At 38.2% G+C, this 12,792-nt stretch carries 12 protein-coding genes and 1 riboswitch; of the genes, 4 read left to right on the forward strand and 8 right to left on the reverse strand.

The genetic code is table 11. The annotated features are described in order from the left end of the window. The first annotated feature begins 53 nt into the window (after nt 1-53). Entirely contained in the window at nt 54-1,193 is a 1,140-nt protein-coding gene (locus PF327_RS02370; protein ID WP_289401161.1) for a S8 family peptidase, read from the forward strand. A 123-nt stretch (nt 1,194-1,316) separates the two neighbouring features. On the opposite strand, the gene PF327_RS02375 is transcribed toward PF327_RS02370, so the two are convergent. The 8 genes from PF327_RS02375 to ribA form a co-directional block, all read right to left on the reverse strand. Continuing rightward, entirely contained in the window at nt 1,317-1,475 is a 159-nt protein-coding gene (locus PF327_RS02375; RefSeq protein ID WP_289401162.1) for a hypothetical protein, read from the reverse strand. Continuing rightward, nucleotides 1,469-3,361, reverse strand: a complete 1,893-nt coding sequence (locus PF327_RS02380) for an asparagine synthase-related protein (RefSeq protein ID WP_289401163.1) — start codon at nt 3,359-3,361, stop codon at nt 1,469-1,471. The genes PF327_RS02375 and PF327_RS02380 overlap by 7 nt, the downstream gene beginning before the upstream one ends. A 33-nt stretch (nt 3,362-3,394) precedes the next feature. After that, nucleotides 3,395-5,020 carry an asparagine synthetase B family protein gene (locus tag PF327_RS02385; RefSeq protein WP_289401165.1) on the reverse strand — a complete coding sequence of 542 codons (1,626 nt, stop codon included), beginning with the start codon at nt 5,018-5,020 and terminating at the stop codon, nt 3,395-3,397. A gap of 15 nt (nt 5,021-5,035) precedes the next feature. Then, the gene (locus PF327_RS02390) at nt 5,036-5,197 is read right to left on the reverse strand and encodes a hypothetical protein (RefSeq protein WP_289401166.1); all 162 of its coding nucleotides are present in this window, start codon (nt 5,195-5,197) and stop codon (nt 5,036-5,038) included. Nucleotides 5,198-5,311: 114 nt separating this feature from the next. Further along, the gene (locus tag PF327_RS02395) at nt 5,312-6,196 is read right to left on the reverse strand and encodes a phosphoenolpyruvate carboxykinase (ATP) (protein WP_289401167.1); all 885 of its coding nucleotides are present in this window, start codon (nt 6,194-6,196) and stop codon (nt 5,312-5,314) included. Continuing rightward, on the reverse strand, nt 6,193-6,651 hold the full coding sequence (locus PF327_RS02400) for a lasso peptide biosynthesis B2 protein (protein WP_289401168.1): 459 nt from the start codon (nt 6,649-6,651) through the stop codon (nt 6,193-6,195). Before PF327_RS02400 ends, PF327_RS02395 begins: the two co-directional genes overlap by 4 nt. Beyond that, a complete protein-coding gene (locus PF327_RS02405; protein ID WP_289401169.1) occupies nt 6,623-8,407 on the reverse strand; it encodes an ABC transporter ATP-binding protein in 1,785 nt (594 codons plus the stop codon). Before PF327_RS02405 ends, PF327_RS02400 begins: the two co-directional genes overlap by 29 nt. A gap of 31 nt (nt 8,408-8,438) precedes the next feature. After that, a riboswitch (cyclic di-GMP riboswitch) is annotated at nt 8,439-8,537 on the reverse strand. Between the two features lie 50 nt (nt 8,538-8,587). Then, the gene (gene ribA / locus PF327_RS02410) at nt 8,588-9,169 is read right to left on the reverse strand and encodes a GTP cyclohydrolase II (protein WP_289401170.1); all 582 of its coding nucleotides are present in this window, start codon (nt 9,167-9,169) and stop codon (nt 8,588-8,590) included. Between the two features lie 172 nt (nt 9,170-9,341). Between ribA and hemB the strand changes: the two genes are divergently transcribed. The 3 genes from hemB (at nt 9,342) to hemN (ending at nt 12,758) form a co-directional block, all read left to right on the forward strand. Beyond that, on the forward strand, nt 9,342-10,313 hold the full coding sequence (hemB, locus tag PF327_RS02415) for a porphobilinogen synthase (RefSeq protein WP_289401171.1): 972 nt from the start codon (nt 9,342-9,344) through the stop codon (nt 10,311-10,313). A 141-nt stretch (nt 10,314-10,454) separates the two neighbouring features. Next, a complete protein-coding gene (argF, locus tag PF327_RS02420; protein WP_289401172.1) occupies nt 10,455-11,390 on the forward strand; it encodes an ornithine carbamoyltransferase in 936 nt (311 codons plus the stop codon). Next, a complete protein-coding gene (hemN, locus tag PF327_RS02425) occupies nt 11,391-12,758 on the forward strand; it encodes an oxygen-independent coproporphyrinogen III oxidase (RefSeq protein ID WP_008244514.1) in 1,368 nt (455 codons plus the stop codon). Nucleotides 12,759-12,792 lie beyond the last annotated feature (34 nt).

The raw sequence follows: 12,792 nt of genomic DNA on the forward strand, positions 1-12,792 counted from the left end.
AGTAAAACTATAATTTGATGTTGAAAATAATTTATTATTATAGGAGATATAATATGCGAAACAATAAATTCTTTAACCTTTATGCCATCCTTTTGTCTATATTGACTTTTACCTCGGCAATGTTTGCATCACCTGGAGAAACACCACGTAAAATCATCGTTTTCCAAAAAAGTTTCTCGAATAAAGCTGCGCAAGTAGACTTAATAAAAAAAACCGGTGCGATACCCATCAAACCGCTGAAGATCATCAACGGTATGGCAGTCTATCTTCCGGAGCAGGCACAAAGTGCACTTGAAGAGCATTTAGGTGCAGAAATCGTACGTATCGATGAGGATATTATAGTGCATGGAACTGCTCCGGGTGGAGGAGAACAACCACTGCAAGAGCTTCCGTGGGGCATTGACAGGATCGAAGCAGATATCGCCTGGGGAGACTCCAACGGTACTATGGTCAATGTTGCCATCCTCGATACCGGAGCTAATCTCGATCACTTGGACCTGATCGACAATATCAAAGGAAACTATAATGCCATCAGTTCAAGAAAAAGCGCTGCAGACGATCATGGCCACGGGACACATGTCACAGGTATCATCGGGGCAGTGAATAATGCTATAGGTGTTGTCGGTGTGGGTCCACAGGTAAATCTTTATCCTGTCAAAGTTCTTGACCGTAAGAACGAAGGATTTTTGTCTGATATTGTTGACGGGATGCAATGGTGTATCGACAATAATATGCAAGTGATCAATATGAGCTTTGGTTCTCTTGCTACAAACCAGGCATATCACGATGCATTCATCGCTGTCCATAATGCAGGTATTGTACAGGTCGCAGCTGCTGGAAATACCGGTGGTGCTATTCTCTACCCGGCAAAATATCCTGAAACAATCGCTGTCTCATCCGTCGACTTGGCAGATCAGCTGGCTGCAAGTTCAGCAAGAGGTGCAGAGATCGATCTTGCTGCACCTGGCGTAGGAATTAATTCTACTGCAATCGATGGATTATATACAACGATGAGTGGAACCAGTATGGCAGCACCTCATGTTACAGGAGCAGTTGCATTGTTGCTCGCTACAGATGGAACACTGACACCAAGTGAAGTCAAGGTAAAACTGAAAAATACAGCTGAAGATTTGGGATTACCTACTATAGAACAGGGAGCAGGTCTCATTCGTGCGGATCTAGCGATCCAATAGATATATTACAAGTGTTGAGAAGTATTTTCTTTTCAACATTTGTATAAAATGCAAAATATATGACTGCTTTTAATGATTAGGCAATTCTTAACATTCTATGTTAATGGTGGAGAAGGTGATATCCTATGAAACTTGTCCTACGGATTTAGGTGACCCATCCGGATGGCCATTATTTTCATTATTACTTCCTATCCCGCCCAATGTTTTATTGACCTGTAATTTATTGATGGTAGGCTTGTTCCATCTCTTACAAACTCTATTGAGTTCTGAATTTTTCAACATTTTTTATACCTTTTGTATGCTTCAATAGCTAATATCAAATTTGTAATTGCGGTAATTGTACCATAATCTGATTTAGATAAACTGTCTTTAAGGGAAAATTCAGCGATGTCATGAAAAATGGAATTTAACTTAAAATATTCATTTTTCTTATCTTTAATACTATAGTATTGCATCCATTTAGTTTGGGCTTTCTGAGATATTTCCATATATTTTTCCACTCTTTTGGGCTCATATTTTGTGTTTGACCAGATCATTTCATCTGGTAACAATCCATCAATAGCCTGTCTAAATAAAAATCTGCTTCTACCTTCTTGACGAAACATTTCTTCTGGTACACCAAGAGCAAATTCAACGATCCGTTTGTCAAGCAACGGATAACGATATTCTATTTTATGTGAGACCCCTGATGTATTCCAGGACTCAATTCTAGTTTGAATCAAACCATCATAAAGCGCATTCAACATATTGTTTCGTACTCCAACGGACATTAACAGTTTATAGTTAGGACCCAAAGCTTTAATTGATTTTTTCATAGACGGTTTAATATAATTTAATATCCTGTTAAACCTGCAGTAGGATCCACTATATATACGGTAAAGCCAATCAGGCATAGAAGGCAGTATCACTTCTTGGTAAAACCTTTTAATAAAACCTAAAACCGGATATCTTGATCTCAATCCTTCTACACGTAATGCGTTATACGCTCTTTTAAATTCTCCCCTCCAAAAAAACCCTGCGATATATCCATAGCTGTTATTTGAAATGAATTCATCACCACCGGTTCCAGATAAAATCACCCTAATATTCTTTTTGTTTACATATTTCTGTATTTGATGTTCATACCAGAAAGCTATGCTATCACCTTGTGTTATATCAACTGTTTGGTACAATTCAAAAATGTCTTCTTCTGACAGATCAATAGCCTGATGTTCAATATGTTCAAGTGAAGCAATCTTCTTGGAATTCCCCCATTCAAAATAATCCATATCTGTATCTTCATTTAAGACAGGGGTCCAATTGAATCCAGTCAGCTTATAGCCATTTTTACCCAGTTGTCTTGCTGCCAATACAGCTATTGAAGATGAGTCAATACCCCCACTTAAGTGCGAAGCAATTGGATAAATAGAACGAACTCTCACATTTACTGCCATCTCCAATAGCTCTTTTGCACGATCTATGTATTCATCTAAGCTGTTATAGTGAATTTTAGGACATTCTTCTGCTTTCCAATAGGTATCTTCTTTGTTCTCATCTACCATAATCGTAATACTTGTTGCAGCGTGTAACTTGTATATATTTTTATAAAAAGTCATATCTAAATCTGATAATAAACCAAACTTCAAATAATGAGCCATTGCATCATCATTGAGTACCTTTTTAATATCAAAATGGGACAAAATAACTTTAATTTCATTTGAAAAAATAAACTTATTATCATCCACATAATAATAAAATGGTTTTATACCTATATGATCTCTGGCACAAAACATCTGCTGCTTTTTTTCATCCCATATCGCAAAAGCAAAATCACCCAACAGATACTTTGGACACGCTTCACCCCATTTCTCATAGGCAGAAAGAATAAAATCACTGTCCGTTATCTGATCTATCGGACTATCTGTCATTTCAAGCTTCTCTGCCAACTCTTCACGGTTATCCAGACGGGCATCCATAGTAATGATTTGGGATTTTTTTCTATTTGGAAGATGTTCCAGTTTTGATTCGGGAGTGTTCCATAGCATAGTATGACCAAGTGCTACCGGACCATCTACCCATGTCCCTCTCTCATCTGGTTTCCAGTAGGACATAGCCTCAAGCATGGTATCAACGATCTTTTTATCTACAGATCTACCATTACGGTTAAAGATACCAAAAATACCACTCACATGTGTCCCTTTGTTAGTTTTCTATCATAGATATTACAATGATCCCTTTTCAAAATTATACCGATACCAATATTCCATATTGATAATAGTCCAAAGGATAACAATATATTTAATCGTTTTATCTTCATACTCTTGTCTGTACTTGTCAATAAGCGATTGTTCTATAAGACCAAGTTTTACTATATAAGGGTCATCAAGCAAGGCACCAAGGTCAATGGCATCAATTTGCTGTCTGATGGGTTCAGAGAACTCTGCTTTATCTTTTCTATCTCTGATCTTGTCTGGCAAAATTCCATCCATCGCTTTTCTTAATATCCATTTTATGGTTCTTTGTTTGTATTTCATTTCAGGAGGTAAAGAGAGTGCAAACTCTACCAGTTCAAGGTCAAAATAAGGATGGCGGTACTCTATACCAAAATGATTCTCTGCAGCGTGAAAAAGGTTACCATCCATGACTGTAGAGTAAAATGCCGAAGTTATCATATCTAAATCGTTTTGATATGCGGGGTTTTTCATACCAACTACTTGACTCAGGTCTTCTATCTCACTCCCTTCTTTTAAAAAAGGATTTGTCTCATTTTTACCAAGTAATACTTTTATAACATCAATAACTCTTTCACCCAACAAAGGTTTAATGATATAAGCTTTAATAACACTCCATGGCTTAGGATAAAACTTTAGCTCTCTGTAGAGTGTAAAAAATTTAAAACGTCTAAACAAATCATATAGAATATAAGGAGTTCCTGTAAAAAGATGGTCTCCTCCTTGTCCTGTGATAACAATTCTTTTTCCGTCAGTTTTCATCTTCTCAAGCATAGGAAGTGACATGGCAAATGTTAAAGTTATAGGCCAATTTGGACTGATTTTATAAAGATTATTTAATGAATATATTTTCTTATAATCTAGTTTTGATGTACTGATTTTCTGATGATGTAAGTGATATTTTTCCAAAATACTATCAACATACTTACCTTCATCACATTCTAAACCCTTGAAGTCCATAGAATAACTATCAATTTTGTAGGGAGTAATACTTTGACTTAGTACAGAAACGACAGAAGAAGAGTCTAATCCCCCACTCACTTCAAAAGCTGTTTTGTCTAAGTTTGAAACACGTTTCTCTATTGCATGTGAAAAAAATTTAATAAACTTTTTTGTAGCTTCATCTTTAGTGATTTCATAATTTATTTTAATCTTTTCAGGATACCAATAACGCTCTAGATATTCTTTCCCATCTTTGATAGTCAAAATATGCCCCGGAGGAAGACGATAGATCCCTTCATACATGGTGTCAGTATAATCAACAGTACGTTGATAAAGCATCGTTCTCATAGATTTTAAATTTGGTTTTTTTTGCATATGAGGAAGATTAAGAAGTTCATCTATATTGGAGGAAAACTTATAGCCATCTTCTGTCTTGGTAAAATACAGTGATTTTACTCCCAAAGGATCACGGGCACAAAAATAGTACTTATTTTCAGAGTCATAAAGAACAAATGAAAAGTCTCCACCAAGATGAGAAAGTAAATCATTTCCCCACTCTTCATAAGCATAACAAAGAATTACATTCCCTGAGAGATTAGCATCTTCTATATCTAATTTATTTTTTAAATCTATCGTATTATAAAGCGAAGTTTTTGAAAAAATAATATCCAGCATAAATAAAATTTAATTCTAAGATTGATTAGAACTAAAACCAAAACCATCAAATTGAAATGAAAGCGATCCACCTTTAGTTGATTCTTTTATTCTTCCTATCTCTTTTAATTGTGGTTCACTATAACTCTTTTTCTCACTGTATTTTTTCATATTGTCATTCTTCTTTGAAATTGGCACTTTATCTCCCTAAAATATTCGTAACACTCCATTAATCTAACACTTATCATAACTATATTAAATTTGGAAAAAAATTATACTGTGTTATATTTAAATAACAATAAGTATTATATTTTAATTTAATTCTTTACTATGAGCACAAATCATATCGTGGACTTCATCCAGTCTCTCCATATCCCATGGTACTTGCACATGGAAAACCTTTATGCTATTTAACATCTGAGAAAGATACTTTAGTCGTATCAGTTTTAGATGAGAGAACATATAGAGATAGTTGGGCAGAAGAAAATCAAACTTTGCAAAACCTTTAATTTCTTTTATAGTGATGTCTGCATCGCCTTCTACACCTTTAAGTGCATAAAAAGCATGAATGGCTTTAAAGTGTGTAGTAAAGTTTTCAACTCGATACCCCAACTCTTCAAATTTCCTGTAAGGTCTATGATAAGGATGTGACCCCACAGCCATAAACTTACCGTCATCTATGAAAGTCGGTACCTTGTCATCTGAGATGAGAGTATGCCCCTGTTTGATGAAGTAGTCTGTCATTGTAGATTTTCCACCCATAGATGGAGCGATGAAAAAGATAGGTTTCCCCTCCACTTCCACTGCTCCGGCATGGAGGAAATCATACATATTCTCCAATGTCATGAACAGTGGTAAAAGCAGATGAACAAACCAAAAACTCAACAGATTTACATTACCTTTTTCACCTATTTCATAGTAGATCTTCCTCTCTCCGCCAAGCCAGTAAAATCGGACCACATCCTTGACTTCATAACACCAAGGCTGCCCTGTTTCACTGCCATTAAATACACGGTCACTGTAAAGATAGACCTTACGACCATGGGCCCAGTATAATGGAAAACCACAGGTGATGGCACTTTTAAGGACATCAGGTACTTTTGCAGAAAGTTCTACTTCATACCGTGAAGCGGTCTCATGAGATAGATCTAGGGGAAAGTCGATATCACTTTTGATCTTTGTACCGTATACTGTCATTCTTTTCCCCATTCAAACGTCGAAATCACTGTAAACTCTTCATATCCTTTAGCACCCGTAAGTATGACATCGCCACACTGAGACCAGGCGTGTGCTTTCATCTTCTCTTCAACATTTTTATCTTTTGCTACCCCTAGATGAAAGACCCCTGGAATACCGCGTTTTTGCAGCATTTTTTGAGCGGTAAGTGACTGTACCAGACAAGCACTCTCCCAGGGAGTATGCGCAGCGGCTCTAGTAACTGTCTGCCCCACTAAAGTAGCGGTCTGCATTTCATCATCCGTTAATGGAGTCATCTCACCTTTGCTTTTTTGATGTTCCAAAGAATGGGTTAAACGTTTAAAAGAGACACTCAAAATCGCTGCACGCATGATGCCAAGCATCATATAGGCTTCCAAGAAGAGTTTTTTCTCTTTGTTTGTTAAGTTAACAAATTGTTGTATTTTTCTCAGCATCAAACTCTGCCTGTATCAGTCCTATTTTTCGAAGTTCTTCATAACTTCCCTCTGCCTTTACATACCCATCATCAATGAAATAGATATGATCTGCCTGCTTGATCGTTGTCGTTCTGTGTGCAATGATAATCGTGGTACGACCTTTAAGAAATGCCTCCAGTGTTTCATAGAGATGATACTCTGTTTCGTTATCCAATGCAGATGTTGCTTCATCAAATATAACGATCTTTGGATCTGAAAGTATCAACCTGGCGATGGCGAGCCGCTGACGCTGACCACCAGAGAGACGGATACCATTTTTACCGATACACGTTTCCAATCCATCTTCTAATTTGGCTACAAACTCTTCAAGTTGTGCAGCTTTCAGTGCTTCGTAGATCTCTGTCTCACTTTTCTCTTTAAAAAGAGTGAGATTCATACGAATAGTATCGTTGAAAAAGAGTGCTTCTTGTAGCATGAGTGCCGTATTCTCGCGTACAATGGGTAAGCCTATCTTCTCTATAGGAACATCTCCATAAAGTATCTCTCCCCTATGTGAAGGATAAAACCCTACCATGATTTGAGCAATGGTTGTTTTCCCGCTTCCACTTGGACCGATGAGTGCGATCTTTTGCCCTTCTTTTGCTTTTAAATTAATATTATGCAGTACTTCTTTCCCATTGCCATAGGAAAAAGATATCTCTTTTAATTCTAGGGAAGTCGTTTTTTTATCTTCAAATGGGTTACACTCATGTGGATAATGTGGCTCATGGGAAAGAGTAAGTAATGTATTGATACGTTCAAGTGCCGGTTTGATAGTTTGATAGGAGATGACCAATCCCATCAATTGCTGCATAGGAGAAACAAGCGTAGAAAGGTAAAAAAGAAAAGCTATCATCATTCCAACGGTTAAATCTGAATATGCCACTGCAGCTATACCCAGTCCTCGAAAGATATCCACTACCGTATTGGTCAAAAGTGTAGATGAAGTTTGTGCAACAGAAGCTTTGTAACCATAGTCAAGTGATGCCGACTCGATCTCTTTTGCATGTCCCTGAAGAATACCAAAGAAGCTTCGTTCCTGGTTACTTACACGTACTTGTACAAATAGTTCTAAAGTTTCATTGAGGAGTTCATGATAAATTTCATAGGCTTTATATTGACGTCGAAGCAGTTCTCCTGTCTTACGTCCCAAAAGTTTAGAAAAAGCTAAGAAAAAAGGGTTGAGTAAAAACACCAATAATGCCAAGACCCAGTTCATCCAAAGCATGATCACAGCAATACCCAGCAGCATGAGAGAAGCACTCAAGAGTGTGGTAACTATCTGTCCGGAAAAACCACTGATACTCTCTACATCCTGCACACTCTTTGAAGCGATGTTCCCCGACTTCAGTGACTCATATTCTGAAAGTGAGATACGTTCTAAATGATGTAAGATTCGATGTCGTAGTAGATAACTTATCTTTTGTGTGATTTTAGTTGCGTAGAAAGTTTTTTTGTTATTCAAAAAAAATGCTAGAAATCTCAATGTGAGTATCACTGCGAGTATCACAGAGATATACAACCAAACTTCAGAATTCCCAAAGATACTGGAAATGAATTCTGTCATCTTCCCTGGATGCCCGAGCAGGACCTCGTCTATCAAAAGAGGCATAAGCATTGGTATAGGAAGCAAAAGCAACGTTGCACCTATCCCCAATAGGTTGGTACGCCAAAAATCTCTCTCTTGTGCCTTTATCTGATCATGGAGTGTTTTAAATGTATACTTGCCTGTCATCTTAACCTATTGTTTTATTCCGTACATTAAGTTAGGTAACCTGGCAATCTTCTCTGTTACTATCAAATGATAGTATGAAAGACCCATGGCTTTCTGACCCTGCCTCACAACAGGTGTAGCATTTATCTTATCAATTTTTATGAGTATATCATAAAAATTGATATTTTTTTAGTAATGACGTTAAAGCAGATGTCCCATCTGGTCTTTTTTCACTTGTAAATACCCCTCGTTATGAGGATTAGGCGTGATCTGGATAGGAAGTCGTTCTATGATCTCAATGTCACCCAGGCTCTCTATCTTTTTAGGATTATTGGTCAGCAGTTTGAGTTTTTTAATGCCAAAATGATGTAAAATGAACTCAACCACTTCATAGGTACGTTCATCTGCCTTAAATCCTAATTGATGGTTTGCTTCTACAGTGTTAAAACCTGCATCCTGGAGAGCATAGGCATTCACTTTATTGAGCAATCCTATATTCCGTCCTTCTTGACGATGGTAAATGATCATTCCACCCTCTTTTGCAATAAGTTCCAGTGCATATTGCAATTGCTCGCCACAGTCACACTTCACTGAGCCAAGTGCATCACCGGTCAGACATTCAGAATGTACACGTACGATCGGTTCATCCGATAAGTTATCTGTAAAAATGGCCAAATGCTCTTTACCTTCACCATTTTTTGTGACTTCTTTAAATGCTTGTATTTTAAATATGCCATATTTGGTTGGTAACGTAGCGATTTGTGATATATCTATAGTAATCATGATGAGATTATACTTTAAGAATGGACAATTAATAATTAATAATCCATAATTAGTGTAAAATACATATTTAATTATCATGCAAAAAGAATAAAACCCTTTTTTGCTACGCTAACGCTGTGTTTCTACAGTAAAAAGCTCACATGATCAGTCACTACAACAATCAAGGAATACTATGTTCGCACGTTTTAGAAGAAAAAGAATCAATCCCGTCCTAAGAGACCTCCTTCAAGAGACACACCTCAATGTCAATGATTTCATCTACCCGCTTTTTGCAAAAAACGGTACGGGTATCAAAGAAGAGGTAGCCTCTATGCCTGGTGTTTTCCAAATGAGCATTGATGAGATCGTCAAAGAGTGCGGTGAACTCAAAAAACTTGGTATCTACTCTATCATCCTATTTGGTATCCCGGATACTAAAGACTCTGTAGGGTCTGATGCACTGTGTGAACATGGTATCATCGCACAAACGGTACGTGAGGTCAAAGCTGCACACCCTGATATGTTTGTGGTTACGGATCTCTGTTTCTGCGAATATACTGACCACGGACACTGCGGTGTACTTGACCCGGTACTCCACACGGTTGACAATGACATTACACTTGACAACCTGGCTGCACAAGCCGTTGTCCATGCTAAAGCGGGTGTCGATATGATCGCACCTTCAGGTATGATGGATGGGATGATCACTGCCATACGTAACGGATTGGATGAAGCAGGATTTGTAAACCTTCCTGTCATGTCTTACTCCACCAAGTTTGCTTCAGCCTATTATGGTCCTTTCAGAGATGTGGCTGAATCGAGCCCAAGTTTTGGAGACAGAAGATCTTACCAAATGAACCCTGCGAACAGAAATGAAGCCATTCAAGAGAGTATAGAAGATGAAAAAGAGGGTGCAGACATCCTGATGGTCAAACCTGCACTTGCTTACCTTGATGTGGTAAGAGATGTGAAGAACAACACTTCATTACCTTTGGCTGTTTATAATGTTTCTGGTGAATACTCTATGCTCAAAATGGCAGCAAAAGCAGGTGTGATAGACTATGAGAAAGTGATGATGGAAACACTCCTTTCATTTAAACGTGCAGGTGCGGATATCATCATCACCTATCATGCAAAAGAAGCAGCCATACTTTTAAACAAATAACCCATTTATCCCCTGCACATACCTAAAAAGTGCAGGCCTCTACAACTTTCAACCCTTTTATGGTAGAATAATCTCTTTTAAATTTTCAACCCTTTTCTTATCTATAATTTATGCAAGGTTGAAAGATATGAGGATACAGTGATGAGACACTTTTTAACACTCAAAGATTTTACAAAAGATGAGATCTTGGAGATGATAACATTAGCACAGAAGATAAAAGCACAGACAAAGCAACGTAAGTTCGTTCCTTACATGGAACACCAGACACTTGGGATGATCTTTGAAAAGAGTTCTACTCGTACGCGTGTAAGCTTTGAGACAGGTATCTACCAACTTGGTGGTGTGGGACTATTCCTCTCTGCCAATGACATACAATTAGGGCGTGGTGAACCGATGAAAGATACGGCTCGTGTGATCAGCCGTATGGTCGATATGGTGATGATACGTACCTTTGAGCAGTCAAAACTTGAAGAGTTCGCAAATTACTCTAAAGTACCTGTGATCAATGGTCTCACAGACTCTTACCATCCTGTGCAACTCATGACAGATTACCTCACAATGATAGAACATGGTAAAGACAAAGATCCTGTGGTCGCCTATGTCGGTGATGGTAACAATATGACACACTCCTGGCTGATGCTTGCAGCGAAACTTGGTTTTGAACTGAGAGTGGCTACACCTAAAGGGTATGAGTGTGATGAAGGGATCGTCAAAGAGGCACTTGAAATCGCCAAGCAAAGCGGCGCGAAGATCACTTTTGGTAACGATCCTCAAGAGGCAGTCAAAGATTGTGATGTCGTGACCACAGATACTTGGGTCTCTATGGGACAGGAAGATGAAAAAGAAGAACGTGTTCGTGTATTCAACGGCTATATGGTAGATGAAACGATGATGTCATTGGCTAAACCTGATGCCATATTCTTACACTGCTTACCTGCATACAGAGGCTACGAAGTGAGTGAAGAGACCTTTGAGAAACACGAAGAGGTCATCTTTAGTGAAGCTGAGAACAGATTACATGCACAAAAAGGTATTATGGTGTGGTTGGATGCACATCGTAATGACAGCAACGACTAAATGAGTACTATAGATTTCGAAAAGTTCAGTAAATACTCCAAGCCGGGTCCGAGATATACCTCTTACCCTACAGCCTTGGAGTTCAATGAGAACTTTACCTATGATCAATATATTCACTACCTGGAAAATGCAAAGGAGAAACTCTCCTTGTATGTACATCTACCCTTCTGTAGATCCGCATGTTATTTTTGTGGATGCAATGTTGTGTTCACTTCCAAAGAGAAAAAACTCTCTACGTACATTGAGTACCTGAAAAAAGAAGTAGATCTTTTGGCTCAGCATATCGATACCTCTCGTGAAGTGATACAATTTCACTTTGGCGGAGGTACACCGACGTACTACAAAGCCTTTGAACTCGATGAGATCGTGACCTATATCAAATCAAAATTTCCCAACTGGAGTCAAGAGGCTGAGATCAGCTGCGAGATAGACCCCCGTTTTTTTAACGAAGATCAAATGAAAGTCTTTCAGAAACATGGCTTTAACCGTATCAGCTTTGGTGTACAAGACCTGGATGAGAAAGTGCAAAAAGAGATCCATCGTATACAACCTTTGGAACTCACGCAAAAAGCAGTAGAGCTTGCCAGAAAGTATGGTATAAAATCTATCAATACTGACTTCATCTATGGATTACCTTACCAGACTCTGGAAACTTTCAAAAAGACCCTTGAACTCTCCACACAGCTCAATCCAGATAGAGTGGCAGTCTTTAACTATGCTCATGTACCTTGGCTCATGAAAACACAGCGCAAGTTTGATGAAACAACACTGCCGACACCGGACGTAAAATTGCAGATCTTCCAATACACTATTGACTTTTTTGAAAGTAATGGATATAAAATGGTAGGTATGGACCATTTTGCCAAACCTGAAGATGAACTTTTTGGGGCTATCGAAAAAGGTGAACTTCACCGAAACTTCCAAGGCTATACGACAAAAGGCGGCGCGAACCTAGTGGGTATCGGTCTTACCAGTATTGGTGAAGGTGAACGTTATTATGCGCAGAACACTAAAGATATGAAAGTCTATGAGGCTGCACTAGATGCAGGAAAACTGCCCTTTGAGCGAGGGGTAAAACTAAGTGATGACGACTACCTTCGTAAAGCAGTGATCATGGAGCTTATGGCTAACTTTTCCATAGATATGAAAAGGGTGGAAAATGAGCATCACATAGACTTTAAAACATACTTTGCCGATGCCTTGGAAGCCTTGCAAGAGTTTGTAGAAGCAGACCTAGTCACTATAACTGAGGATAAGATCACCGTAAGTACTACGGGTACACTGCTTATACGAAATATAGCGATGCCATTTGATGCCTATATGAAAAAGTATGCCCAAAGCAAGAAAAGTTTTTCAAAAACGGTATAATACCCCATAAATAATGTCGACCTGACACCCTTAA

The organism is Sulfurovum xiamenensis, assembly GCF_030347995.1.
Classification (GTDB): Bacteria; Campylobacterota; Campylobacteria; order Campylobacterales; family Sulfurovaceae; genus Sulfurovum; species Sulfurovum xiamenensis.

Excerpts from the sequence above, each read along its gene's own strand:
- PF327_RS02370 (WP_289401161.1), top strand. The coding sequence starts at position 54 with ATGCGAAACAATAAATTCTTTAACCTTTATGCCATCCTTTTGTCTATA.
- PF327_RS02375 (WP_289401162.1), bottom strand. The coding sequence starts at position 1,475 with ATGTTGAAAAATTCAGAACTCAATAGAGTTTGTAAGAGATGGAACAAG.
- PF327_RS02385 (WP_289401165.1), bottom strand. The coding sequence starts at position 5,020 with ATGCTGGATATTATTTTTTCAAAAACTTCGCTTTATAATACGATAGAT.
- PF327_RS02395 (WP_289401167.1), bottom strand. The coding sequence starts at position 6,196 with ATGACAGTATACGGTACAAAGATCAAAAGTGATATCGACTTTCCCCTA.
- PF327_RS02400 (WP_289401168.1), bottom strand. The coding sequence starts at position 6,651 with ATGCTGAGAAAAATACAACAATTTGTTAACTTAACAAACAAAGAGAAA.
- PF327_RS02405 (WP_289401169.1), bottom strand. The coding sequence starts at position 8,407 with ATGACAGGCAAGTATACATTTAAAACACTCCATGATCAGATAAAGGCA.
- ribA (WP_289401170.1), bottom strand. The coding sequence starts at position 9,169 with ATGATTACTATAGATATATCACAAATCGCTACGTTACCAACCAAATAT.
- hemB (WP_289401171.1), top strand. The coding sequence starts at position 9,342 with ATGTTCGCACGTTTTAGAAGAAAAAGAATCAATCCCGTCCTAAGAGAC.
- argF (WP_289401172.1), top strand. The coding sequence starts at position 10,455 with ATGAGACACTTTTTAACACTCAAAGATTTTACAAAAGATGAGATCTTG.
- hemN (WP_008244514.1), top strand. The coding sequence starts at position 11,391 with ATGAGTACTATAGATTTCGAAAAGTTCAGTAAATACTCCAAGCCGGGT.